This is a genomic window from Polaribacter sp. R77954, from assembly GCF_044595335.1.
In the GTDB taxonomy this organism is placed as follows: Bacteria; Bacteroidota; Bacteroidia; order Flavobacteriales; family Flavobacteriaceae; genus Polaribacter.
In genome coordinates this window covers 2,933,314-2,958,655 of the sequence record NZ_CP138992.1, presented here as the reverse complement: position 1 = coordinate 2,958,655, position 25,342 = coordinate 2,933,314, and the positions used below count along the sequence as shown (strand labels likewise).

At 30.2% G+C, this 25,342-nt stretch carries 21 protein-coding genes and 2 pseudogenes; 10 read left to right on the top strand and 13 right to left on the bottom strand.

The genetic code is table 11. The features are described from left to right. Positions 1-93: 93 nt before the first annotated feature. The 4 genes from SJY27_RS12890 to tig form a co-directional block, all read right to left on the bottom strand. Positions 94-1,272, bottom strand: a complete 1,179-nt coding sequence (locus tag SJY27_RS12890; RefSeq protein ID WP_397445266.1) for an AIR synthase related protein — start codon at positions 1,270-1,272, stop codon at positions 94-96. Positions 1,273-1,434: 162 nt separating this feature from the next. Then, positions 1,435-2,670: an ATP-dependent Clp protease ATP-binding subunit ClpX gene (gene clpX, locus SJY27_RS12885; RefSeq protein WP_397445265.1), complete on the bottom strand. Its 1,236-nt coding sequence runs from the start codon at positions 2,668-2,670 to the stop codon at positions 1,435-1,437. An 84-nt stretch (positions 2,671-2,754) separates the two neighbouring features. After that, positions 2,755-3,414, bottom strand: a complete 660-nt coding sequence (gene clpP / locus SJY27_RS12880; protein ID WP_397445264.1) for an ATP-dependent Clp endopeptidase proteolytic subunit ClpP — start codon at positions 3,412-3,414, stop codon at positions 2,755-2,757. 150 nt (positions 3,415-3,564) lie between these two features. Further along, positions 3,565-4,890 (bottom strand): trigger factor, encoded by a 1,326-nt coding sequence (gene tig, locus SJY27_RS12875; protein WP_397445263.1) that lies wholly within the window; start codon positions 4,888-4,890, stop codon positions 3,565-3,567. A 226-nt stretch (positions 4,891-5,116) separates the two neighbouring features. Here tig and pyrH point away from each other — a divergent pair, with 226 nt between their 5' ends. The 4 genes and pseudogenes from pyrH (at position 5,117) to SJY27_RS12855 (ending at position 9,799) form a co-directional block, all read left to right on the top strand. Continuing rightward, positions 5,117-5,827: a UMP kinase gene (pyrH, locus tag SJY27_RS12870; RefSeq protein WP_397445262.1), complete on the top strand. Its 711-nt coding sequence runs from the start codon at positions 5,117-5,119 to the stop codon at positions 5,825-5,827. A 21-nt stretch (positions 5,828-5,848) separates the two neighbouring features. After that, on the top strand, positions 5,849-6,403 hold the full coding sequence (frr, locus tag SJY27_RS12865) for a ribosome recycling factor (protein ID WP_397445261.1): 555 nt from the start codon (positions 5,849-5,851) through the stop codon (positions 6,401-6,403). Positions 6,404-6,490: 87 nt separating this feature from the next. Continuing rightward, positions 6,491-8,865: pseudogene (locus tag SJY27_RS12860) on the top strand (RND family transporter). 205 nt (positions 8,866-9,070) lie between these two features. Beyond that, on the top strand, positions 9,071-9,799 hold the full coding sequence (locus SJY27_RS12855) for a LuxR C-terminal-related transcriptional regulator (protein WP_397445260.1): 729 nt from the start codon (positions 9,071-9,073) through the stop codon (positions 9,797-9,799). Here the strand turns inward: SJY27_RS12855 and SJY27_RS12850 are convergent. Further along, on the bottom strand, positions 9,794-10,813 hold the full coding sequence (locus SJY27_RS12850) for a hypothetical protein (protein WP_397445259.1): 1,020 nt from the start codon (positions 10,811-10,813) through the stop codon (positions 9,794-9,796). The two genes, SJY27_RS12855 and SJY27_RS12850, sit on opposite strands and share 6 nt — an antisense overlap. Positions 10,814-10,949: 136 nt before the next feature. On the opposite strand from SJY27_RS12850, the gene asnS reads away from it, so the two are divergent. From asnS to SJY27_RS12835, 3 genes are all read left to right on the top strand, one after another. Beyond that, complete coding sequence (gene asnS / locus SJY27_RS12845) at positions 10,950-12,383, top strand: asparagine--tRNA ligase (protein WP_397445258.1); 1,434 nt, start codon at positions 10,950-10,952, stop codon at positions 12,381-12,383. Positions 12,384-12,466: 83 nt separating this feature from the next. After that, on the top strand, positions 12,467-13,924 hold the full coding sequence (rpoN, locus tag SJY27_RS12840) for an RNA polymerase factor sigma-54 (protein ID WP_397445257.1): 1,458 nt from the start codon (positions 12,467-12,469) through the stop codon (positions 13,922-13,924). Beyond that, positions 13,924-14,523, top strand: a complete 600-nt coding sequence (locus SJY27_RS12835; protein WP_397445256.1) for a hypothetical protein — start codon at positions 13,924-13,926, stop codon at positions 14,521-14,523. Before rpoN ends, SJY27_RS12835 begins: the two co-directional genes overlap by 1 nt. On the opposite strand, the gene SJY27_RS12830 is transcribed toward SJY27_RS12835, so the two are convergent. The 6 genes and pseudogenes from SJY27_RS12830 to SJY27_RS12805 form a co-directional block, all read right to left on the bottom strand. Continuing rightward, positions 14,518-15,192: a porin family protein gene (locus SJY27_RS12830; protein ID WP_397445255.1), complete on the bottom strand. Its 675-nt coding sequence runs from the start codon at positions 15,190-15,192 to the stop codon at positions 14,518-14,520. The two genes, SJY27_RS12835 and SJY27_RS12830, sit on opposite strands and share 6 nt — an antisense overlap. 115 nt (positions 15,193-15,307) lie before the next feature. Next, positions 15,308-15,774, bottom strand: a pseudogene (locus tag SJY27_RS12825) (ExbD/TolR family protein). 25 nt (positions 15,775-15,799) lie between these two features. Then, the gene (locus tag SJY27_RS12820; RefSeq protein ID WP_397445254.1) at positions 15,800-16,444 is read right to left on the bottom strand and encodes an ExbD/TolR family protein; all 645 of its coding nucleotides are present in this window, start codon (positions 16,442-16,444) and stop codon (positions 15,800-15,802) included. Between the two features lie 3 nt (positions 16,445-16,447). Then, positions 16,448-16,912: a hypothetical protein gene (locus SJY27_RS12815; RefSeq protein ID WP_397445253.1), complete on the bottom strand. Its 465-nt coding sequence runs from the start codon at positions 16,910-16,912 to the stop codon at positions 16,448-16,450. A gap of 8 nt (positions 16,913-16,920) precedes the next feature. Further along, positions 16,921-17,643, bottom strand: coding sequence for a MotA/TolQ/ExbB proton channel family protein (locus SJY27_RS12810; RefSeq protein ID WP_397445252.1), 723 nt, complete (start codon positions 17,641-17,643; stop codon positions 16,921-16,923). Between the two features lie 243 nt (positions 17,644-17,886). Beyond that, positions 17,887-18,921, bottom strand: a complete 1,035-nt coding sequence (locus SJY27_RS12805) for an asparaginase (RefSeq protein WP_397445251.1) — start codon at positions 18,919-18,921, stop codon at positions 17,887-17,889. A 145-nt stretch (positions 18,922-19,066) separates the two neighbouring features. Here SJY27_RS12805 and SJY27_RS12800 point away from each other — a divergent pair, with 145 nt between their 5' ends. The 3 genes from SJY27_RS12800 (at position 19,067) to SJY27_RS12790 (ending at position 23,399) form a co-directional block, all read left to right on the top strand. After that, the gene (locus tag SJY27_RS12800) at positions 19,067-19,765 is read left to right on the top strand and encodes a zinc metallopeptidase (RefSeq protein ID WP_397445250.1); all 699 of its coding nucleotides are present in this window, start codon (positions 19,067-19,069) and stop codon (positions 19,763-19,765) included. A 217-nt stretch (positions 19,766-19,982) separates the two neighbouring features. After that, complete coding sequence (locus tag SJY27_RS12795) at positions 19,983-22,379, top strand: outer membrane beta-barrel protein (protein WP_397445249.1); 2,397 nt, start codon at positions 19,983-19,985, stop codon at positions 22,377-22,379. Positions 22,380-22,391: 12 nt separating this feature from the next. Next, positions 22,392-23,399, top strand: a complete 1,008-nt coding sequence (locus tag SJY27_RS12790; RefSeq protein WP_397445248.1) for a sensor histidine kinase — start codon at positions 22,392-22,394, stop codon at positions 23,397-23,399. Between the two features lie 139 nt (positions 23,400-23,538). On the opposite strand, the gene SJY27_RS12785 is transcribed toward SJY27_RS12790, so the two are convergent. Further along, positions 23,539-24,354, bottom strand: a complete 816-nt coding sequence (locus SJY27_RS12785; protein ID WP_397445247.1) for a 3'(2'),5'-bisphosphate nucleotidase CysQ — start codon at positions 24,352-24,354, stop codon at positions 23,539-23,541. Continuing rightward, on the bottom strand, positions 24,355-25,302 hold the full coding sequence (locus tag SJY27_RS12780) for an oxidoreductase family protein (protein WP_397445246.1): 948 nt from the start codon (positions 25,300-25,302) through the stop codon (positions 24,355-24,357). Between the last annotated feature and the right edge of the window lie 40 nt (positions 25,303-25,342).

Here is a 25,342-nt window from a genome sequence, read left to right as displayed (position 1 = left end):
ATAAAAATATTTAAAACATTAAAAGTCAATTGTTTAATTACTTATCAACAATAAAAAGTTAACAAATAATTTAATTTTTTGATAGGACAATTATTAGTATTCGAAAACTCCAAACTCACTTTTAATCGTAAGTTTTTTCTTATCAGAAGTTTCTACTCTTCCAACAATTTTAGCATCCACATGAAAAGATTTTGAGATAGAAATAATATCTTCAGCAATTTCTGGAGAAACATAAACTTCCATTCTATGACCACAATTAAAAACTTGATACATTTCTTTCCAATCTGTTTTAGACTGTTCTTGTATCAACTTAAATAAAGGTGGAATTGGAAACATGTTGTCTTTTACAATATGTAAATTATCAACAAAATGTAAGACTTTGGTTTGTGCACCTCCAGAACAATGTATCATTCCATGCACAGATTCTGAATCGAATTTTGATAAAATTTCTTTAATAATTGGTGCATATGTTCTTGTAGGTGATAAGACTAACTTACCAGCATCAATAGGAGAATTCTCTACTTTATCAGTCAATTTAGTATTTCCAGAATATACCAAATCTGCAGGAACAGCAGCATCAAAACTTTCTGGGTATTTTTCTGCTAAATAGTTATCAAAAACATCGTGTCTAGCAGAAGTTAATCCGTTAGAACCCATACCTCCATTATATTCGGTTTCGTAAGATGCTTGTCCAAAAGATTCTAAACCAACAATAACATCACCTGCTTTTATGTTGGCATTATCAATAACATCTGTACGTTTCATTCTTGCAGTTACTGTTGAATCTACTATAATTGTACGCACTAAATCTCCAACATCTGCAGTTTCTCCTCCTGTTGAATGTATGGTTACTCCAAAACCTTTTAAATCTTCAATTAATTCTTCTGTTCCGTTTATAATTGCTGATAAAACTTCTCCAGGAATTTTACTTTTATTACGACCAATGGTTGATGATAACATGATATTATCTGTTGCGCCAACACATAATAAATCGTCTATATTCATAATTAACGCATCTTGTGCTATGCCTTTCCAAACAGAAATATCTCCTGTTTCTTTCCAATACATGTAAGCCAAAGAAGATTTTGTACCTGCTCCATCTGCATGCATTATTAAGCAATAATCCTCGTCATTTGTTAAATAATCTGGTACTATTTTACAAAATGCTTTCGGAAACAAACCTTTGTCTATATTCTTAATTGCATTGTGCACATCTTCTTTTGATGCAGAAACACCTCTTTGTGCATATCTTTTAGAAACTTCTTGACTCATATTGTATTGTTGATTTTTGCAAATTTAGTTTTTTGATTAGATAAAATACAAAAAACAGGTATGAATGTTTAGATTGAGATGTACAAAAGCGTTTCAACTAAAAAAGACCTTAGCTATTTTACAAAAATACCTAAGGTCTTTACAATAATAAATATACTATTTTTAAGAAGCTGCTCTAAGCTTTTTTAATGTTGAATTTGATAGTTTGGCTTCTGCGTATTCTTTAGTTACGTTAAATTCTTTATCTTCAGAACTTGGTAAATCGAACATTGCATCTGTAAAAATAGCTTCGCATAAAGAACGTAATCCTCTAGCTCCTAATTTATATTCTACTGCTTTACCAACAATGTAATTTAATGCATCTTCATCAATTGTAAAACTTACTTCATCCATACCAAACAACTTTGTGTATTGTTTGATAATTGAATTTTTTGGCTCTGTTAAAATAGCACGTAAAGTTTTAGCATCTAAAGGATTCATGTAACTTAAAACCGGTAAACGCCCAATAATTTCTGGTATTAAACCAAAAGATTTTAAATCTAAAGGTGTAATGTATTGTAACAAGTTATCTTCATCAATTTTATCTTCTTCTAAAGAGGCTCCAAAACCAACTGCTTGTCTGTTTAAACGTTTGCTAATTAATCGATCTATGCCAGAAAATGCACCACCTGCAATAAATAAAATATCTTTTGTATTTACTTCGATAAATTTTTGCTCTGGATGTTTACGACCTCCTTTTGGGGCTACATTTACAACTGCGCCTTCTAGTAATTTTAATAAGGCTTGTTGAACGCCTTCGCCAGAAACATCTCTAGTTATGGATGGATTATCGCCTTTTCTTGCTATTTTATCAATTTCATCAATAAAAACAATACCTCTTTGCGCTTTTTCTACATCGTAATCTGCTGCTTGCAGTAACCTACTTAAAATACTCTCTACATCTTCGCCAACATAACCTGCCTGCGTTAATACAGTAGCATCAACAATAGAAAAAGGCACATTTAACATTTTTGCAATTGTTCTTGCCACCAAGGTTTTACCTGTACCTGTTTCCCCTACTAAAACAATGTTAGATTTTTCAATTTCTACATCATCATTTGTATCTTCTTGCAACAATCTTTTATAATGATTGTAAACAGCAACAGCCATTGCACGTTTGGTTTCGGTTTGCCCAATGATATACTGATCTAAAAAGTCCTTAATTTCTAATGGCTTTTTTAAAGTTAAATCTTTAGCTAGTGAACTAGATTTAGATTCAGAAATTTCTTCTTCTACAATACCATGTGCTTGTTCTATACATTTATCACAAATATGGGCATCCATACCTGCAATTAGTAAATCTGTTTCAGATTTTTTACGTCCGCAAAACGAACATTCTAAATTTTCTTCTTTCGACATTTAATTGGCTTTAGGCAATATGCTTTATGCTTTATGCAAAATGGTTTTTAATCAAATTGCATATGGCTTATAGCTTATGGCTTTTTATTTTCTAGCTAAAATTTCATCAATCATTCCATATTCTTTAGCTTCGTCTGCTTTCATCCAGTAATCTCTATCAGAATCATTATGCACTTTCTCGATAGTTTGCCCAGAATGATTTGCAATAATGGCATACAACTCGTCTTTTAACTTTAAGATTTCTCTTGCCGTAATTTCTATATCAGAAGCTTGACCTTGTGCACCCCCTAAAGGTTGGTGAATCATAATTCTAGAATGTGGTAAAGCTGAACGTTTTCCTTTTTGCCCTGCACACATTAAAACAGCACCCATAGAAGCTGCCATACCTGTACAAATTGTAGCCACATCTGGTTTAATAAATTGCATGGTATCGTAAATACCTAAACCTGCATAAACGCCACCTCCTGGAGAATTGATATAAATTGATATATCTTTATTAGCATCTACACTTTCCAAAAACAACAATTGTGCTTGTATAATATTAGCAACTTGATCATTAATTCCTGTTCCTAAAAAAATAATTCTATCCATCATTAAACGCGAAAAAACATCCATCTGAGTGATGTTCATTTGACGTTCTTCCATAATATATGGGGTTAAACTACTTGTAATTTTAGTATAAGAAGTGCTACTAATACCATGATGTTTTGTAGCATATTTTTCAAACTCTTTTCCGTAATCCATTTCTCTATTCTTTTAAAGTATTTGGTTGTGTAAAGATAAGAACATTTCTCTTAATATTATGTTACAGTTTTTAGGCAAAAAAACCTGAATTTTTCAATTCAGGTTTTGCTTTATTCTAAAGTTTCTAAATGTATTTTTTTTGATTACAATTTATTTCTTGTACGCCTCTTTTACAAACTCTTCATAAGAAACTTCTTTTGTTTTAAAGTTGATGTTCTCTTTAAAGAAAGTCAATAATTTTTGACTAATTAATTGAGATTGTAACTTTTGCGCTTCTTCTTGATTTTGTAAAATTCTACCAGCAATATCGTCTAATTCTTTTTCTTCTGGATTCATGTTACCAAACTGAGCCATTTGCGTTCTGATAAACCCTTTTGCGTAATCTACCAATTCAGCATAATCCAATTTAATATCGTTATCTTTCATAAGCTTACCTTCAATTAATTGATAACGTAAACCTTGTTCCGATTTTTTATATTCTTCTTTTGCTTCTTCTGGAGTTAATTCTTTTTCGCCAGCAGTTTGTAACCATTTTTGTAAAAATGCTGCAGGTAAATCGAATTTTGTATTTTCTATTAAATACTCTTGTACAGCATTTAATAAATATTGATCTCCTTGTTGTTCGAATTGCTTTTCAGCATCTTCTTTAATTTTTTCTTTTAATTCAGTTACTGTAGTAACGCTACCATCAGCAAATAATTTATCGAACAATTCTTGATTTAATTCTGCTGGTTCTGTTTTTGTAATTTCTTCTACAGTAAGTGTTACAGTAATATCTAAATCGTGAATTTCATCATGAGAAACGCCTAAAATATGCTGTAGTTTATGATCGTCTTCGAATAATTTTTTAGTTTCTAATTCAATTACATCACCAACTTTAGCACCAATTACTTTCTTTTCGTTTTTGTTACCTTTTAAATCGTTAACTAAAAAAGTAGATTTTTTGTTAATTTCTTTTTCTTCGTTTACAAATGTACCAGTTACGTTAGAATGTTCAGTAGCTTCATCTAAAGAGCTCATTTTTCCATAACGTGTTTGGATGTTCTTTACCTCTTCATCAATCAACTCATCTGTAGCAACAATATTATATTGTTTGATTTTATTTTTTGCTGATAAATCAATTTCAAATTCTGGTGCTAGCCCCAATTCAAATTCAAAAGAAAAAGTTTCAGCATCCCAATTAAAATCATCTTGCACTCTTGGTAAAGGATTCCCTAAGATATCTAACTTTTCTTCTGTGATAAATTTATTCAAAGAATCTTGTAAAAGCTTGTTTACTTCATCAATCATTATAGATTTACCATATTGTTTTTTTACCATTCCCATTGGTACATGCCCTTTTCTAAATCCAGGAATATCTGCTTTTTTACGGTAATCTGTTAATACTTTTGTTACCTTTTCTTGATAATCATCTGCAACAATATCAACTTTTACAACTGCATTTAATGCATCTACGTTTTCTTTTGTAATATTCATTTCTTATTAATGTATTTCTTAAAAAATCGAGTGCAAAATTAATCAATTAAATTGATTTACCAAGCCTTTAAACACTTCTATTTCAGTATTTTCGTTTCATTTTAAAAATGCTATAACAAATTAAAAACTAAAACTATAGCAGCGATTTGAGTATAAATAAAAAAAATACTTAATTTTGCACAACTCAAATTCTCTGCTATGAGAATTTATAAACAACCAAACAAAAATGCAATACAAGAGAATTCTTTTAAAATTAAGTGGTGAAGCCTTAATGGGCGATAGACAATATGGTATAGACCCAAAGCGCTTGGCAGAATATGCAAAAGAAATTAAACAAGTCGTAGATTTAGGTATTGAAGTTGCCATAGTTATAGGTGGAGGAAATATTTTTAGAGGAGTTGCTGGGGCTAGTAATGGAATGGATCGTGTACAAGGAGATCACATGGGTATGTTAGCTACTTGTATTAATGGTTTGGCTTTACAAAGTGCTTTAGAAGATGAAGATGTGCATACTCGTTTACAAACCGCTTTAGAGATTAAAGAAGTTGCAGAACCTTACATTAAAAGAAAAGCAATTCGTCATTTAGAAAAAGGACGTGTTGTTATTTTTGGTGCTGGTACAGGAAACCCATATTTTACTACAGATACAGCTGCTGTACTAAGAGCTATTGAAATTCAAGCAGATGCTATTTTAAAAGGTACAAGAGTAGATGGTGTTTATAACACAGACCCAGAAAAGGATAAAAACGCCATAAAATTTGACAATATTACCTTTAAAGACGTAATAAGTAAAGGTTTAAAAGTAATGGATATGACTGCTTTTACGTTAAGTGAAGAAAATAAATTACCAATTATTATATTTGACATGAACAAGATTGGTAACCTTATAAAACTAGTTTCAGGAGAAAAAATTGGTACTGTTGTTGATGTTTTATAAATAAATTTTAAATTTAGAAAGATGAACGAAGAAGTTGAATTTGTATTAGATAGTGCTAAAGAAGCCATGAATGGCGCAATTGCTCATTTAGAAAAAGAGTTAAAATCTATTAGAGCTGGTAAAGCTACACCAGCTATGTTAAGTACTGTAATGGTTGATTATTATGGTTCTCAAACGCCTTTAGCTCAGGTTGCCAACGTAAATACACCAGATGCAAGAACTTTAAGCATACAACCTTGGGAAAAAAATATGCTTCAAGAAATTGAAAAAGCTATACAAATTGCCAACTTAGGCTTTAACCCAATGAATAATGGTGATGTTATTATGATAAACGTACCACCTTTAACTGAAGAACGAAGAATAAATTTAGCAAAACAAGCAAAGGCAGAAGCTGAAGAAGCTAAAATTGGGGTTAGAAACGATCGTAAAGAAGCCAACAACGAATTAAAGAAATTAGATATTTCTGAAGATATGTTAAAAATTGCTGAAGGTGAAGTGCAAAAATTAACTGATAATTTTACCAAGCTAATTGACGAAAAATTAGCTATTAAAGAGAAAGAAATTCTTACTATATAATACAGTAAAAAAATGAAGAGGTGTTTTTAACACCTCTTTTTTTAGCGCTCTATTTCTAATTGCGTACCTTTGCGCAAATTTTTTTCAATGAATTTCTGGACAAAAGTCGCAGGTATTATTTTAAGAAACCGCTACTTGGTTTTATTGGGTATTGCCATCATTACAGGTTTGTTAGCTTCGCAAATGCAGTACATGAAGTTTTCTTATACAGAGGCCAACTTGCTTCCAGAAAATCACGAAGCCAATTTAGAATACAATAAATTTTTAGAAGTTTTTGGTGAAGAGGGCAATCTGGTAATTTTAGGCATAAAAGATTCTACTGTATTTACCCCACAAAAATTTAATGCTTGGAACAAGTTAGTAGATCAGTTTGATGATTTAGAAGAGATTGATTTTACTATTTCAATTGCTGATATTCAACAATTAAAGGCAGACAAAAAAAAAGAAAATTTGTTCTAGAACCTTTATATAAAGAAAATCCTAAAACAAGTAACGAAGTTTTAGCTATTAAAAAACAGCTTTTTGATAAACTTCCTTTTTACGATAATTTATTGTTTAATAAAGAAACTGGCACATTACAAACTGCAATCTACATAAAAAAGGAAATCATTAACACTCCTATTCGTAGAGATTTTATTTTCAACACTTTAATTCCTATTATAGAAAAATTTGAAAAAGAAAACAAGCTTGATGTTCGTGTTTCTGGAATGCCTTACATACGTACATTAAATGCCCAAAACATACAAAACGAAATTGGCATTTTTGTAGGTGGTGCCTTGTTAATTACTGCAATTATTTTCTTTCTATTTTTCAGATCATTCAGGGCTACATTTATTACGCTATTAGTGGTAATGATTGGTGTTACTTGGGCATTTGGTTTTATTGGCTGGTTTAGATATGAAATTACAGTTTTATCTGCATTAATTCCGCCTTTAATTATTGTAATTGGGGTACCCAATGCTGTTTTCTTAATTAATAAGTATCAACAAGAAATTAAAAAGCATGGGCAACAAGCTAAAGCACTACAACGTGTAATCTCTAAAATTGGTAATGCCACTTTAATGACCAATATTACAACTGCATCTGGTTTTGCCACATTTGTTTTTGTAAAAAGTAATTTATTAAGAGAATTCGGAATCTTAGCATCAGTAAATATTATCAGTATTTTCATTTTAGCATTATTAATTATTCCTATTATTTACAGTTTTATGCCATTGCCAAAAAAGAAACATTTAAATCACCTAGAAAGAAGGTGGATTGAAAATGTTGTAGATTGGATGGAAAAGACTGTTAAAGAACAACGAATTACCATTTATTTTGCAACTGTTATTATTATTGTTTTAAGTATTATTGGTGTTTATAAAATTAGAGTTTCTGGTACACTCATAGAAGATATGCCTAAAAGTATGGGCTTTTATAAAGACATTAAATTCTTTGAAAAAGAATTTGGTGGTATTATGCCTCTAGAAATTTTTATCGATACTAAAAAAGAAAAAGGGGTCATGAAATTATCTACCTTAAAAAAGATGGATAAAATTAATGAAACTATTGAATCTTTCCCAGAACTATCTAAACCTGTATCTGTTGTAAACTTAGTAAAATACTCTAAACAAGCTTTTTACAAAGGCAATCCTAAATATTACCAACTGCCATCAAGTCAAGAACAGAGTTATATTTTTTCATATACTAAAAACACCAATAGTGATGCAGGTATGTTAAAAAACTTTGTAGACTCTACAGGACGTTATGCAAGAATAACTACCTTTATGAAAGATATTGGTACAGATAAAATGGAAGTGATTCAAGAACGCTTGAAAGCAGTGATCGCTAAAGAGTTTCCGTCAGAAAAATTTGATATTTCTATTACTGGTAAAGCATTAGTATTTATTAAAGGCACAAATTATCTAATTACCAATTTGGTGGTATCCTTGTCATTGGCCATCGTTTTAATTGCCTTATTTATGGCATGGATGTTTAGATCGCCTCAAATGATTATAATTTCATTACTACCAAATATACTTCCATTATTAATTACTGCTAGTTTAATGGGCTTTTTTGATATTCCAATTAAACCTTCTACAATTTTAGTTTTTAGTATTGCTTTTGGTATTTCTGTAGATGATACCATACACTTTTTAGCAAAATACAGGCAAGAATTGATTGCTAATAATTGGAAAATAAAACCCTCTGTATATGGAGCTTTACGAGAAACAGGGGTAAGTATGTTTTATACTTCTATCGTATTATTTTTCGGTTTTTTAACCTTTACCTTATCTAGCTTTGGAGGCACAATAGCTCTAGGAGGCTTAGTATCAATAACATTATTGTTGGCAATGGTGTCTAATTTATTGCTATTACCATCATTATTATTAACTTTCGAAAAGAAAATTGCGAATAAAAAGGTATTTAAAGAACCTAAAATTAAAATTATACCTCCTAACGAAGATAAAATTGAGCAATAAAAAACCTTTATCAAATTAAAATTAGATAAAGGTTTCTATAACAATAAATTGAGGGAATCTAAAGTTTTATTAATGCCAAATTTAAAATTCTTTTTCATAGCAATTTTCTTAGTAACATTTTTCTTTTTCAATAGTACTACAAATTTATGACACAATTATACATTAATCAACTGTGTAATTACGCAGTTTTTAGTATAATTGTATTATGAAAGAGGATTTTGGAAAATATACTAGAGATCGGGTTTCTAATATTCCTTTTGATATTAATGACCCCATCTATATAGAATACAAGCAAAAAGTACCCCAATTTATTGGGCAAGCTGTGTATATTTATTCCTTTGAGAAAAATAGAATGCTTTTTGCTAATGGTTGGGAAGATTTATTAGGCTACAAAGATGAAGAAATTACACTACTAAAAATAGTAAGCTGCACCTCTAAAAGACACTTTAATTTCTCTAACGAATTAAATGACAAAGCCTTACAATTCTTAAAAACAAAAAACAAAGATTTAGATAAATATAGTTTTACTATAGAGGTAGAAAAAATTCATAAAAGTGGTGAGATTATTCCTTTATTATCTAGAGTAGGCATTTATAAATCTTATAAAGGAACAATTTTAGAAGTTATTGGCATTTCTGAAAGAATTCATTCTAGACGATTAGGTAATATTATGCAATATGCTGCATATGGCCCTGAAAAATCTGGCTTTGAAGATAGCTTAAATACGCAATTATTTAATAAATTAGGAATTTCTAGAAAAGAAAAAGAAGCATTACAATTAGCCGCCAAAGGTTATGCTTTTAAAGAAATTGCAAACAAATTGTGTGTAAGTCAATCTGCTATTGAAAAGAGAATCATACCAATGTATAAACGTTTTAAAGTAAAAAGTTTACCCCACTTAATTAGTTTTGCTTACGATAATCACATCTTATAAACCACTGCTATCAGATAAATTAATGGTAGAAATTTTATTTTCTGCTATACCAATTTCTAATAAAAGATCTTTCCAAGAATCATTACTGTGAGATGATTTTATTTTACTCCCCAAAATCCAAATTATATTTTTTTCTTTAATTGTATTTCTGTTATTCTTATGTATAGGTTGATACATATCTATAAAGCTTAACATTTTTTTTGGTGTAATTAATTCTTCTTGTATCGGTTTACTAGGATTAATATCATCAATCAATAAAAAATCAGCCGTTCTCCAATTCCAAATTTCATCCTTACCTAGTTGATGCTCATCAAAAAAAGCATTAAACATTTTTATTCCATTTTTATACAAACAACTATTATTTTTAATACTCAATTCATTAAGAATACCAACACCTAAACTTGTTTTACCACTCCCAAAATCACCATAAATTAAAAGATGATTTCCTTCTTTTTTTTGAGATTTTTTATACGTCTTTATTATATTGATGTTTTGTGGGCTAATTTTTAAATTCCACTGACTTAATCGAAACTGAAATGGATATTTTGCATTTAACTGATACATTTTGGTCAAAAACCAATATCTAGAAGCAAAAATTAAATAGAAACCTAATAAAGACAGGATTATAATTACTGTTTTATTCACATTTTTTGTAAAAACAAGACTAAACAAAAAAGCGCCTAATGCAAAAAAACATATATCTGTAAAAGTATCAAAAGTTATATTTAACCATTTTGGTTTAAAAGCATACTTTGATTTTTTATACATTAAAGGCACTAAAAAATTTAGTATTTCGAAACCCAGCCAAAAAAAAGAAACAATAATTGCAGATGTTACAGCATTCCACTTGGTTAAATAACAGACTAAAAAAGACGGTATAAAACCTAAAGAAATATGACCAAACTGATTGGCCATCCAGGCATAAGTTAAAGTTATTCCTCTGTGTGAATCTTTTCCTATTAAGTCGGCTTTAAGCTGTATAAAAATATTTTTAATTGTGATGGTATTTTTCATAGCAATGTAATTATTCTCAAATATAAATTATTCTACTCAATTTTAAAATCGAGACCAAATCCCTTCTTAACTTTACATCAAAAAAAGTATCTTTACGTTTTAGCAAATTTTTAGAGAAAATCAAACATTATATAACATGACAGAGAAAAATGTTGCAGAAATTTTAGATTCTAATGCACTTTTACAAGAAGTACAACTAAAGGGCTGGGTAAGAACTTTTAGAAGTAATCGTTTTATTGCTTTAAATGATGGTTCTACTATTAAAAATATACAATGTGTTATCGATTTTGAAAACACAGATGAAAACACACTAAAAAGAATAACTACAGGAGCTGCGATTTCTGTTAAAGGCACCATTGTAGAAAGCCAAGGTAGAGGGCAAACTGTAGAAGTTCAAGTCTCTGAAATTGAAATTTTAGGCGATTCTAATCCAGAAGAATACCCTATTCAACCAAAAAAACACAGCTTTGAGTTTTTACGAGAAAATGCACATTTACGTATGCGAACCAATACATTTAGTGCTGTAATGCGTGTGCGCTCTAAATTATCTTTTGCAGTTCATAAATATTTTCAAGAAAATGGTTTCAACTATGTAAACACACCCATAATTACAGGTTCTGATGCAGAAGGTGCAGGAGAAATGTTTAGAGTTACTAGTTTCGAAGATAATAAAGCCCCTATAACTGAAGATGGTAAAATTGATTATTCTAAAGATTTTTTTGGCAAAGAAACCAACTTAACAGTTTCTGGCCAATTAGAGGCAGAAACCTTTGCCATGTCTTTAGGTAAAGCCTATACTTTTGGACCAACTTTTAGAGCCGAAAACTCTAATACTACACGTCATTTAGCAGAGTTTTGGATGATTGAACCAGAAGTTGCCTTTATGGATTTGGCAGGTAATATGGATTTAGCAGAAGATTTTATAAAAGCTGTTATCAACAATATTTTAGAAAATTGCAAAGACGATTTGGCCTTTTTAGACCAACGTTTAACGCAAGAAGAAAAAAGTAAACCACAAGCTCAGCGAAGTGAAATGAGCTTAATTGAAAAATTAAATTTTGTGGTAGACAATAATTTTAAACGTGTTTCATATACAGAAGCTATTGATATTTTAAGAAATTCTAAACCAAATAAAAAGAAAAAATTCCAGTTTCCTATTCATGAATGGGGAGCTGATTTACAATCAGAACACGAACGTTTTTTAGTTGAAAAACACTTTAAATGCCCAGTAATTTTGTTTGATTATCCTGCCAATATTAAAGCATTTTATATGCGTTTAAATGATGACGGAAAAACCGTAAGAGCTATGGATGTACTTTTTCCAGGAATTGGAGAAATTGTTGGTGGTTCTCAAAGAGAAGAACGTTATGAAGTATTGGTAGAAAAAATGAAAGCTTTAGATATACCAGAAGAAGAATTATGGTGGTATTTAGATTTACGTAAATTTGGTACTGCAGTACATTCTGGCTTTGGTCTTGGTTTTGAAAGACTGGTACAATTTGTAACTGGAATGAATAATATTAGAGATGTAATTCCTTTTCCAAGAACCCCACAAAATGCAGAGTTCTAAAAATAACACAAAACTTAATTTACAAATTGTCATTCCTTTAAGAATGGCGATTTTATTTTAATCGATTTCTTATATTTGTTTCTATGCTAAAGCAAAGTTTACAATACAAATTACTCCAAAAATTATCTCCTCAGCAAATTCAGTTGATGAAGTTAATTCAATTGCCTACACAAGCTTTCGAAGAACGCTTAAAGCAAGAAATTGAAGAAAATCCTGCATTAGATGTAGGTAAAGATGAATCTGATTCTTATGACGAAGATTTATCTAATGAATATGATGATACAGGTACAGAGAAAATAGATACTGAAGATATAAATATTGATGAATATTTAAGTGATGATGAAATACCAAGCTATAAAACTCAAGCAAATAACTACTCTTCTGATGATGAAGAAAAAAACGTGCCATATGCAGCAGGTACAAGTTTTCATCAATCATTAAAAAATCAATTGAACACGTATAGTTTAGATGAAGAAGAACAAGCTATAGCAGAATTTTTAGTTGGTAGTATTGATGATAGCGGATATATTAGAAGAGAAATTATAGATTTAGTAGATGACCTAGCCTTTACTGCCAATATTTTTACTACTGAAGAAAAAGTAATTGCAGTATTAAAAAAAGCAGTTCATACTTTAGATCCTATTGGTGTAGGCGCAAGAGACCTTAAAGAATGTTTAATTATTCAGCTAAAATCGAAACAAAATAATAAGATTAGAAGCTTAACCATTGATATATTAGAAGACGCTTTTGATCATTTTGTAAAGAAGCATTATAAGAAGCTATTAGAAAAATTCAGTATTTCTGAAGATGAATTAAAAGCAGTTAATACAGAAATTTCAAAATTAAATCCAAAACCTGGTAGCTCTTATGCTGGTAACAATAAAATAGCAGAGCAAATAGTACCCGATTTTTCTATAAAAATTACAGATGGGGAATTGGATTTAACCTTGAACTCAAGAAACGCACCAGAATTGCACGTTTCAAGAGAATACAATAATATGCTAAAAGGTTATCAAGAATCTAAAACTAAAAGTAAATCTCAAAAGGATGCAGTGTTTTTTATCAAACAAAAATTAGATGCTGCAAAATGGTTTATAGACGCTATTAAACAACGTCAACAGACACTTTTAATTACAATGAACACCATAATGCACTACCAGTACGAATACTTTTTAACTGGTGATGAACGCAAGTTAAAACCAATGATTTTAAAAGATATTGCAGATAAAATCAATATGGATGTTTCTACTGTTTCTAGAGTTGCTAATAGCAAATATGTTTCTACACCTTATGGTACAAAATTGATAAAAGAATTTTTCTCAGAATCTATGAAAAATGATCAAGGAGAAGATGTATCTACCAAAGAAATTAAAAAAATACTAGAGACTGTTATTGCAGAAGAAGATAAAAAGAAACCTTTAACTGATGATAAATTGTCTAAAATTTTGAAAGAAAAAGGCTATCCAATAGCAAGAAGAACTGTTGCTAAATATAGAGAGCAATTAGATTTACCTGTAGCTAGATTACGTAAAGAAATTTAGTGCGTTTTCATAAATTCATATCAACCATTTTACACCCAATTGTAGTTCCTACAGTTGGTGTTATGTTGTATTTTTTAATAAGTAAAAACACCTATTTAAGTCATCAAAAATTTACTGTTTTAAGCGTTGTTTTTATTTTTACCTATTTAGTTCCGCTGTTGATTCTGATTCTTTTTAAAAAATTAAGAATAATTAAAAGTTATAGGACCGAGAGTATTAGAGAGCGAAAAATACCCATAGCTTTAATGATTATATTATTCTATTTGATGGGGAATACGATGAACAGTGCCTCAAACCTAAAAGATTTAGGATTACTCTTCTACGCAACTTCTGCAGGGTTATTAATAATTTATGGATTGTTTTTTTTCTACATAAAAGCTAGTATTCATTTGCTTTCTTTAGGTATTGCAGGTGGATTTTTTATGATTTTAGGTAACAATTATTCCCAATCGTATTTATTGGTTATAATTATTATCTTTTTGTTATCGGGTTTGCTAGCAAGTGCAAGGCTTCACTTAAAAGCTCATACTACAAGAGAAATATACATTGGTTTTTTTATAGGACTTGCTACACCTATTTTACTCAATTTTCTATTATAGAATATAAAAAATTAAACCAAACTTTAAAATAGAAGAATTTATTTCTTCACCATTAATAAAAGCATTCTTAAAAATCGGTGTTAAACTGTAATAGAAATTTACATTAAATTCATCATACCCTGCAGAAAGCGTTAATCCGTATTGAAAAGGGTTATAGCTGCTTACATTATTGTAAGATATACTATTCAAATTCTCTTCAAATTCAAATGTATTAGAAAGATTGTACAAAAATTTAACGCCTGCATAAATTCGCCAAAAGTCGTATCTCTTTGCTGTTGATGTTCTCCATCTTAACTCTAAAGGAAACTCGAGATTATGCGTTTTAAAAACATTAGAGGCCAAACTTTGACCTTGACTAAAAACAGAAACTCCATTATTTTCTTCTACTTTTAACTCATGATTAAAAAAATCAAGCCCATAACCAATACCAATTGCTATTGCAATATTTCCACGTTTATTAAAAGTAATATCTTTAATAAAACCAGTAGAAAACGCATAAGAAAAACCACTTTTAGTTATAGGAGAAGGCTGATCATATAGCTGAGCATAAGAAATAGAAGCATATATTTGGTCTTCTGAATACTTGTCTCCAATTTGTAAAGAATCTTTCTGAGCAAAAAAATTAGAAACAAAAAAAAGTAGCCATAGAAAGTTAATTATTTTTTTCATTTAAAATTGATGCTTATTCTTATACTTTTTTAAAAATGGTGTTTTTTAAAAATAACTAAAATAAAAAAAGGTTAACCGCTAAGTTAACCTTTTTTGAACTATATTTTTGTTAATTCTAATTCTTTGATCCTGCAGTAGAAGAATAATTGATTTTAAGGGCATTAACATCTCTTAATTTCAATCTAATATCTATAATAGTACCTACGTTAGATTCTTTATCAGCCTTAATAGATGTAGTCATAAAAGGATGTAATGCTTCAGCTAATTTATCTCTTTTACTAAAAATAAAAGCTGGTACTTGATCTGCAGTTGAAATTTTGTCATTTAACTGAATCTTGTTGTACCCAACACCATCTCTGTTAGGATCTTTAGATTTACCTACATAAATAGTACTTACCAAACTTTTATCTTCTAACTTCTTAATTTCACTTGCACTTGGCAACCTCGGGTTTTCAATTACTAAATTTGTTTCTCTCATGGTTGTTGTAACCATAAAGAAAAATAGTAACATAAAAACAATATCTGGTAAGGCTGCTGTATTTACAGCAGGTATTCCTTTTTCTTCTTTCTAAATTTAGACATAGTTTCTTGTTTTAAATTTAATTAATTAGGAAGTTGGCTCAGCATCTGAAATAATTTGAGGATATGCTTTTTTGATATCTTCAACTTTTACTTTCAATTGCTCAGATAATCTTTTGGTATCTGCACTTTTTTTGGCATCCTTATATTGCTCTTCTAATTCGTCAAAAGATACTCCATAACGTTGTTTGCTAAGTCTATTTCTTAGCTCACTGTATGCTCTCAATAACTCGTTCTGAACTTCAATATAAACACCATAATCAGTACCTCTATCACTTTGTACAGAGATAATAGCTTTATTTGGATGATCAGAAGATTTATCGCTTCTCTCACCTTGACAATAGTCGCATGCTTTACCTGGTGTACCATCTTCTCCTGGCTTACCAATACCTCCACCATTATCAATAAACTTAAGCGCGGCATCTTTAATATCCTTAATTTGCATTGGTTCATTTTCAACAAGAAGTTCATTATTTCTGTTGATATTTACCTCAAAAATATTTTTTTCTTTAATTACAGGTGGCACATAATCTGCTGGTGGTTTTTCTGACAACTTCTTAGAGACACCTGAATCTACATTCATGGTAGTAGTTACTAAGAAGAAAATTAATAACAGAAAAGCAATGTCTGCCATAGAACCTGCGTTAATTTCTGGATTTTCTCTTCTTGCCATATATTATGATTTAACTAATCCTTTTAATAAATCTACAATAAAAAACGCACCTGCAATAATTAATAGTATAGTACTATACCATATTCCTGCTCCAACCCATCTATTTACAGACGAACCCTCTTCACCTCCTGGCAGAATATTAAGTCCATTTGCATCATACACAACTGCACTGTCTGACAAGAAGTAAGCAATAAATAACAAGACTGCTAACACTGCTAAACCTCCTAAAGTTTTCTTTAGGTTCTCTGGATTTCTAATTAAACTCCAAAGAGATAATAATATTGTAATTACAACACCAGCAATAAATAACCAAAATGAAAATGAAATAAGTGGGCTAACCAAACTATTTTGTACATCAACATTGGTTTCTATTACCTCTGCATCTTCTGAAAATATTCTAATAAAAAGAATACCACCAATAAGCGCAATTAAAGTAATTCCAATATTTAAAATTTTATTACTTTTCATATTGAATATTATTTTTTATACTTTACTAATAAGTCTACCAATGAGATAGATGCATCTTCCATATTATTTACAATACTATCAATCTTTGCAACGATGTAATTGTAAAAAATCTGAAGAATAATAGCCACAATTAAACCAAATACGGTTGTTAATAAGGCTACTTTAATACCACCTGCAACTACTGCTGGAGAAATATCATTTGCAACAGCAATATCATTAAAGGCTCCAATCATACCAATTACTGTACCCATGAAACCAAGCATTGGTGCTAATGCAATAAATAAAGAAATCCAAGAAACATTTTTCTCTAATTGTCCCATTTGAACTCCACCATAAGAAACTACTGCTTTTTCTGCTTCTTCTACACCTTCATCCACTCTATCTAAACCTTGATAAAAAATAGATGCAACAGGTCCTTTTGTATTTCTACAAACTTCTTTAGCAGCTTCTACACCACCAGAACTTAAGGCATCATCTACACTTGCTAATAATTTTTTAGTATTAGTTGTAGCCATATTTAAATAAATAATTCTTTCAATAGCTATAGCTAATCCTAAAATTAAAGCTACCAATACAATTCCCATAAATCCTGGTCCACCATCTATAAAGTTTTGCTTTAATATTTGGTGAAAGGTTTGTTCAGTTTCTGCAGCTTCTTGTGCAAAAGAGGATTGTACAGCTCCAAAAAACATAAATCCTGTTACAGATAAGACATTTACTACTTTTTTCATCTTAGTTATAAATTAATTTTAATAGTTATTAACGGGTTAAAGATATAAATTTTCGTTCCAAAAAAAGAAATAAAAATGTTATTTATGTTTTTTTGGTCAGAATTTCTCTTAATCCTTTTTAAGAGACTGCCAAGTAACAAAAAATGTAAAGCATAAAAAAATTTTTTTTAGCTATTTGTTGCTTTTTAACCATTTTGAGGTAAAAAAAAATCTGATTCCTTTAAATCTTTACAATTTATTGGCTCAAGCCTCGGAAATCTCACCTCTTAAAGACTTTTCATAGTAAAATATAAAATCTTTTTGTGAAAGATTTTTATGCAGCAAATACATTAATTTTGCTATTGCAGATTCTGTAGTAATATCTTTTCCGCTAATTACACCAATCTTTTTTAAGACTACACTGGTTTCATAATGACCTTGCACAACACTACCCCCTTCACATTGGGTTACATTTACCACTTTAATACCTTTTTTAATGGCTATTTTTAATAAGTTTAAAAACCAATCTTCATTAGGTGCATTACCTGCTCCATAAGTTTCTAGCACAACACCTCTTAAATTTTCGATATTTAAAATACTTTGCACAGTTTTGCTTGTAATCCCTGGAAATAATTTTAAAATAACAACATCATTCACCAAATCTTTTCTAACCACCAACTCTTTTGAAGTAGCTGCTTTGCTGATGTAATAATGATTAAAATTTAAGTGTACGCCACTTTCTGCAAGTGGTGGGTAATTTAAAGAACTAAATGCTTCAAATTGTTCTGCATTTATTTTTGAGGTTCTATTTGCCCTATACAATTTATACTCAAAATACAAACCTACTTCAGAAATAATTGGTTTTTGATTTTCTTGAGCGCAGGCTATTTCTATAGAAGTTATTAAATTTTCTTTAGCATCTGTTCTTAAATCACCTATAGGCAGCTGAGAACCTGTAAAAATTACAGGTTTTTGTAAATTTTCAAACATAAAACTGATGGTAGATGATATGTAAGACATGGTATCAGAACCTGTAAGCACTACAAATCCGTCGAATAATTTGTAATTAACCTCTATAGTTTCTGCAATTTGTTTGTAATGTAGCGTATTCATATTTGAAGAATCTATAGGATTATCAAAAGAAATACTTTGTATTGTACAATTTAATTGTTCTAATTCTGGAATTTTATTGATAATCTGACTAAAATCGAATGCTTTTAAAGCATTTGTTTTATAGTCCTTAATCATGCCTATTGTGCCTCCTGTATAAACAATTAATATGTTTGGTTTTTTTGCCATTTTGACATCTATTCTTAAAAAAATATTAATTTTTGACTACTATATTATGTCATTAGTTGATTTGATTCCTTAAAAATGGAATTGGAATACTTTATGTTGTAAATTTATCAAACAAAAACGATATACAATTTAAAACCTTATAAATATGTTACAGTTCTATATATTGATTGGTGCAATTTCTTTAGTAAGTTGGTTAGTAAGCAATCAATTGAAACAAAAATTTAAAAAATACTCTAAAATAAGCTTAAGAAACGGAATGAGTGGAGCAGAAATTGCCACTAAAATGCTTGCTGATCATGGTATTTTTGATGTAAAAGTAATTTCAACTCCTGGTAGATTAACAGACCATTACAACCCAAAAGACAAAACTGTAAATTTAAGTGAAGCTGTTTACAACCAGCAAAATGCTGCTGCTGCTGCTGTGGCTGCTCATGAAGTGGGGCATGCTGTTCAGCATGCAAAAGCCTATCAATGGTTAACTTTACGATCTCAATTGGTGCCCATTGTTAGTGTTTCTTCTAATTTTTCTCAATGGTTGGTAATTGGAGGGCTAATTTTAGGTGCTGCTTCTGGGGCTTCTGGTATTGGTTTTTACATTGCTATTGCTGGTTTGGCAATGATGGCTTTAGCAACCTTATTTAGTTTTATAACTTTACCTGTAGAGTATGATGCCAGTAATAGAGCTTTAGCATGGCTTAAAAATAAAAATATGGTTTCTCAGCAAGAATTTGAAGGCTCTAAAGATGCTTTAAAATGGGCTGCAAGAACTTACTTAGTAGCTGCTTTGGGTTCTTTAGCAATGTTATTGTATTGGGGAATGCAGGTTTTAGGCAGTAGAGACTAAATTTGAGAGATTTTTTTATAGACTATCTTATACGTTACACTTTAAAATGCTTTGATTTTCAAGGCATTTTTTTATTGCAGGAAACTATTTGAACTTTTTAAGCGTCTAGTGTTTGTAGAAAATGAATATCTGTTTATCGGAAAAATAACCCAATTCATCAGATTTCAATTTCACATCTTCTAATAATCAACCAATTTTGAAGTGTAAAACACAACGTATGAAAACTAAAATCACCACTTTATTTATTCTTTTATGTACACTATCTATTTTTGCACAAAACAATATCAACGGAAAAATTGTTGATGCGCAAAATGCACCTTTACCATTTGCAAATATTGTATTGCTAAAAATAGGTGCAGAAGCAAAACCAAATGGCACTGTTTCTGATGAGAATGGAACATTTTTCTTTGATAAAATTGCATCAGGAAAATACAAAATAGAAATTTCGATGTTAGGTTTTGAAACCTACAAAATTTCTGAATTTAACTTAGATGTCAACAAAACATTCAACATCACTCTAAAAGAAGAAACACAAACTTTAAATGAGGTTGTTGTAAAAAGCAAACGACCAGTTATTAAACAAACCGCAGAAAAATTAATTGTAGATTTAGAAAAATCGGAAATGATTAATACCAATTTACAAGATGTAATGCGAAAAATTCCTGGTGTTTTGGTTACCAATAACGGAATTTCAATTGCTGGGAACAGTGGCGTTCGAATTTTAATCAACGGAAAAACTACTGAATATATGGATGTAGAAACGCTTTTGAGAGATTTTCCTGCAGATAATATTGCTAAAGTTGAAGTAGTAGAGCAACCGGGTGCTGAATATGAAGCTTCTGGTTCTGGTGCTATCATCAACATTATTTTAAAGAAAAATGTAAAACTTGGTACTTATGGAAGTGTAAATTCTTGGGTTGGCGAAGACCAAGGCTTTGAATGGGGTTCTGGTTTTTCAATCGCGAGCTACAAAAACAAATTAAATTGGCAATTGAGTACAGGGTATTCTCAACCCACTTGGAGAGAGGATTTGTTTTTGATAAGAACAGTTGGAGAAGAAACATACAACCAAGCAACTAGAGAACCTTACGATCCTGATAATTTTAGATTTGGTGGTAGCTTAGATTATTATATAAATGATAACCATTCCATAGGAATTGGAGGGCAAATTAATACCAGAGATTCTGACAGAATAGCAAGTAGTGAAACCATTATTTCTGATGAGAATACTAGAAATACTTTATTTTCTGAAAATAGTTTTGATAGGCAAAGAACCACTTTTAACATCAATCCTTACTACGAATACAAAACAGACACAGACAAATTATTAATTGATTTTAATTACATTGATTTTGTAAACGACAACACCAACATATTAAGTGACGTTACAGGCAGCACTATAGATTTTATCGATAGAAAATACATTCAAGATGGCACGTACAACATAAAAACCTATAGAGCAGATTATACCAAAACAATCTCAGACAATTTTAAACTAAGTGCAGGAACTCGTTTTGCTGATGTAAATACAGATAATGATTTACAAGCTTTTTCTGAAAGAAATAATAATTTTACTGAAGATGAAAATGAAAGTAGCCGATTTGTAATTGATGAAACCATCTTAGCTTTTTACGGTAAAGTAAATGCAAAACTGGGTAAATGGTCTTTTTCTGGTGGATTACGTTACGAAGATAGTAACACAGATGGTACTTCTACCTTTATAAAAGATGACGAAACGATTACAGAGGTTCAAAAACGTCCGATCCAAAAATTATTTCCAAGTGCATCAATTAGCCGAAAATTAACAGATGTTTTGGGTGCAAGTGTATCTTATAGTTATAGAATACAAAGACCCTCTTACAGTAGCTTAAATTCTTTTCAGCAATTTTTAGATCCGTTTTCTGCAAGTGAAGGTAACCCAACTTTAAGACCCGCTTTTACCAATAATTATCAATTTAATTTAACGTTTGATGGGCAACCATTTTTTACCATTGGTTACAGCGAAACTGATGATGCCATTTCTCAAGTAATTAGTCAAACAAATTCGTCTGCACAAATAAGACAGCAAGAAACCAACATTGATGAATTGTACAACTGGAACTTTAGGTTTTTTGCACCCGTAAATTTTGCCAAAGGTTTAGACGGTTATACAGGAATTATCGTAAATAATAATAATTTTGGAGCTACTATTTTAGATAACGATAATCTAGGCGAATCTTTTAAAATCAATTTAAGCAAATGGAACTTAATTTGGTTTATCCAAGCTAGTTATCAATTGCCTTGGGACATCAATTTAGAAGTAAGTGGAAATTATGGTACAGGGGCTTTAGAAGGACAAATTGAAGTAGATTGGTTAGCTGAATTAGATTTTTCTTTTGGTAAAAAGTTTTTAGACGATAAATTAAAAGTAAATCTTGGTTTCAATAAAATGCTAAACAGAGGTTTTGTAGGTAATATTGATTATGGAAATGGATCTGCTTGGGTAGAGAGCAATGGCTCTAGACAAAATGTGCAATTACGATTAGTGTATAGTTTTGGCTCTAAATTTGGCAAGAAAAAATCACGTAGAAACACCAATAGAGACGAACAAAACAGAATTAATGATAGTAATTAATATATTTGTTTGATGAACACAAAACTTAACAAATCTGATTATGTAATTCTTGGTATTTTTTATCTGATTAGTGCAACTCTAAATGTGTTTGATTATTTAGATCAGAATGCAACATTAATAGAATACTTAATAGACATACCCATGTATGTGATTACCTCTTGTTTAGGTGTTTTAATCTATGTGTTTTTTATTATTCCAAGGTTTCTTATTCATAAAAAAAATTATATACTTTTTGCAATATTTGGGCTCTTAGTAATTACTTCTATTGGTGTAATAGAAAGAGTAGTTGGTTTTGCTACTGGCAATAATGATTGGAGTAAATTTCCTGAACTTGGTAACTTAATCTTATACGCTATTTTTAATGGCTCAGATTCTGTTGGTCTTATATTAGGAATAATAATAACTAAGAAATTCTACGAATCTCAAACTCAAATTTCTAAAATAAAAGAACAACAAAAAGAAAACGAATTAAAATTGTTACGGTCTCAAATTGATCCTCATTTTTTATTTAATAATTTAAACACCTTAGATAGTTTAATTGATAGTAACCCCGAAAAAGCCAAAGAGTACATTAACAAACTATCATTAATCTATAGGTATTTAATTCAAACAAAAGATGCTGAAGTAATGGAATTGATAGACGAAATTAAACTTGCTAAAAACTATATTTTTCTAATTCAAACTCGCTTTGGTAATGATTACCAATTTTCAATTGATGAAAATATTTCTTTAGATGATAAATTTATTCCTACAGGAGCCTTACAAACGCTACTAGAAAATGTAGCAAAACATAATAAATCAGATGGTAAAACTCCAATTAAAACTAGCATTCAAGTTAATGAAGGTTGGATGATTGTTACCAACACAAAATCTAACGTAATTACCAAACAAGAATCGTTAGGTACTGGTTTAAAAAACTTAAGAGCTCGCTACCAACTATTGTCTGATGAAAAAGTACAAATTTTAAACACAGATACAAAATTTGAAGTTTTTATACCTATAATTGAGTTGAGCAATTAAAATATGGCAATTATAAAGAGTGTAATATTTCTACAATAATACAGTAAACTGTTGATATCTAAAGAAAACTGGTTACTTTATCTATTTTTAAAGGATGCTTGTTCATTAAAGTATGGCTTCTTAAAAAAGAAATATTTTTTTATGATCGATAAAAAATCCCTTTCTCATTCATATACGTGCTTTTTTCACTATTCAACTCTAATACGTTTCCATAAAAATCTTTAGCCTCTAAAGCTAGTTCATTAAAAATACACACAGTTGCAGCATAATCCCAAAAAGAACCTCCTCCTTTTTCATCCTTAGGAAATTTAAACATAATTGCAGGTCTGTTTTCTGCTACAGTAATTGCATTTAAAACAGAACCAGAACCAAAATGCTCTTTGATATTATCTAATTTTAGCTTTTCTTTTTCGCGATTTAAGACTTTTATAAACTCTTCTTTTTCGGGTAAATCTGATACCTTTTTTTCGATAGTATAAGTTAAATAATTGTTGGGTGCTTCTAACTGCCAAGGTTGCCCATTTTTAAAGGCGCCTTTGTCTTTTATGGCGTAATATAAATTGTTGGTGGTAGGATCAAAAACCACTCCAATTTGTGGAACACCTTGTTTAGAAATTAATGCAATAGAAACCGAAAAACCTGCTTGTTTTTTTATAAACGCCAAAGTACCATCAATAGGATCTATACACCAAAAAAAATCTTTTTTAAAACGGCTTTTATCATCTTCTTGTTCTTCAGACAATAACCCTAAGTTATCGATTTTACAAGTAGGCAAAAGGTGAGATAAAATAATTTTCTCACTTTTTAAATCCACTTCTGTTAATACTTGAGAAGCGATAGAATCACCTGTCTTATTTTCTAAAATGGTAAAATCTTCATTCATATATTTCTGAATGACTTTACCTGCTGCTAAAGCTGCTTTTATGGCAATATCTGTAAGGTTTTGTAAATCCATCTATACGTTTTTAATGACTTGTTTTGCAACACGTTCGCTATAACTATTTATTTTCCAATGACCTGGACTCCATCCTTTTAAAAAACGATGAAAATCTGCCCAAGCTACGTAATATAAATCACGCCATTCGTTTTCTAATTCTATATTTCTTTTACCTAGTGCTTTGTGCAAATGGTTAAAATAAGTGTCTAAAATTTTAGATTCTAAACGTTCGCACTCCTTTTCTTGCAAGCAACTCCCTACAAAATACGCAACATCTTTCATACCACAACCACCACCTACATATTGAAAATCGACTCCAGCAACTTTTCCATCCTTAGAAAAACAAAAATTTGCCAATTTTGCATCTCCATGTACAATTGTTTTGTACTTACAATTATTTAATTTATGATCAAGTGCAGTAGCTGCTTTTTTTAATGCAACATCATTTAAAACCTCAAGTTCTTGCGGTCTTGTTTCTAAATGCCAATACGTGCCTATTTGCCAAAGTCCTTTTGGATTTTGCTCTAAATAACTGGCATGAAATTTTGCCAACCATTCTAAACAAGCTTCAATTTCTTGCCAATTTACGGTTTGTTTCCGTAAAGAATAACCAACTTCATCTAAATCTTCTAAAACTATCAAAACCTCATTTTCTAGTGGTTCAATAGCAAAGCATTCTGGTAAACGTGCTTTACTTTTTGTACTATATTCTTTATACCAATGAGTTTCTACTTGGTAAGATTTTAGTTTTCTTTGATGCCCAATATTAGAATTCCATCCTCTTGGATGATTTTTTTGCTGAGGCAACTGTACATTTTTAACCACTACAGATTTTAAGGAACTCCCTTTTAATGCAACCCGAATTATTTGACCATAGCCACTCCAAAGGGATTGAATCACTTCTTTTTCTTCTAGAGATGATGCACCTGTTTTTTGTAGAATTATGGATTTGAAGCGGTTGTTCATATTAAATTTTTGATATAATTAAGCCCCTTCAGGTTTTGGA

What these genes read in the sequence shown, in the direction of transcription:
- frr (WP_397445261.1), top strand. Translation starts at nt 5,849, where the DNA reads ATGAACGAAGAAGTTGAATTTGTATTAGATAGTGCTAAAGAAGCCATG.
- SJY27_RS12850 (WP_397445259.1), bottom strand. Translation starts at nt 10,813, where the DNA reads ATGAAAAATACCATCACAATTAAAAATATTTTTATACAGCTTAAAGCC.
- SJY27_RS12800 (WP_397445250.1), top strand. Translation starts at nt 19,067, where the DNA reads ATGTTACAGTTCTATATATTGATTGGTGCAATTTCTTTAGTAAGTTGG.
- SJY27_RS12820 (WP_397445254.1), bottom strand. Translation starts at nt 16,444, where the DNA reads ATGGCAAGAAGAGAAAATCCAGAAATTAACGCAGGTTCTATGGCAGAC.
- SJY27_RS12780 (WP_397445246.1), bottom strand. Translation starts at nt 25,302, where the DNA reads ATGAACAACCGCTTCAAATCCATAATTCTACAAAAAACAGGTGCATCA.
- rpoN (WP_397445257.1), top strand. Translation starts at nt 12,467, where the DNA reads ATGCTAAAGCAAAGTTTACAATACAAATTACTCCAAAAATTATCTCCT.
- SJY27_RS12790 (WP_397445248.1), top strand. Translation starts at nt 22,392, where the DNA reads ATGAACACAAAACTTAACAAATCTGATTATGTAATTCTTGGTATTTTT.
- clpP (WP_397445264.1), bottom strand. Translation starts at nt 3,414, where the DNA reads ATGGATTACGGAAAAGAGTTTGAAAAATATGCTACAAAACATCATGGT.
- clpX (WP_397445265.1), bottom strand. Translation starts at nt 2,670, where the DNA reads ATGTCGAAAGAAGAAAATTTAGAATGTTCGTTTTGCGGACGTAAAAAA.
- SJY27_RS12890 (WP_397445266.1), bottom strand. Translation starts at nt 1,272, where the DNA reads ATGAGTCAAGAAGTTTCTAAAAGATATGCACAAAGAGGTGTTTCTGCA.
- pyrH (WP_397445262.1), top strand. Translation starts at nt 5,117, where the DNA reads ATGCAATACAAGAGAATTCTTTTAAAATTAAGTGGTGAAGCCTTAATG.
- SJY27_RS12815 (WP_397445253.1), bottom strand. Translation starts at nt 16,912, where the DNA reads ATGAAAAGTAATAAAATTTTAAATATTGGAATTACTTTAATTGCGCTT.
- asnS (WP_397445258.1), top strand. Translation starts at nt 10,950, where the DNA reads ATGACAGAGAAAAATGTTGCAGAAATTTTAGATTCTAATGCACTTTTA.
- SJY27_RS12855 (WP_397445260.1), top strand. Translation starts at nt 9,071, where the DNA reads ATGAAAGAGGATTTTGGAAAATATACTAGAGATCGGGTTTCTAATATT.
- SJY27_RS12830 (WP_397445255.1), bottom strand. Translation starts at nt 15,192, where the DNA reads ATGAAAAAAATAATTAACTTTCTATGGCTACTTTTTTTTGTTTCTAAT.
- SJY27_RS12785 (WP_397445247.1), bottom strand. Translation starts at nt 24,354, where the DNA reads ATGGATTTACAAAACCTTACAGATATTGCCATAAAAGCAGCTTTAGCA.
- SJY27_RS12795 (WP_397445249.1), top strand. Translation starts at nt 19,983, where the DNA reads ATGAAAACTAAAATCACCACTTTATTTATTCTTTTATGTACACTATCT.
- SJY27_RS12805 (WP_397445251.1), bottom strand. Translation starts at nt 18,921, where the DNA reads ATGGCAAAAAAACCAAACATATTAATTGTTTATACAGGAGGCACAATA.
- SJY27_RS12810 (WP_397445252.1), bottom strand. Translation starts at nt 17,643, where the DNA reads ATGAAAAAAGTAGTAAATGTCTTATCTGTAACAGGATTTATGTTTTTT.
- tig (WP_397445263.1), bottom strand. Translation starts at nt 4,890, where the DNA reads ATGAATATTACAAAAGAAAACGTAGATGCATTAAATGCAGTTGTAAAA.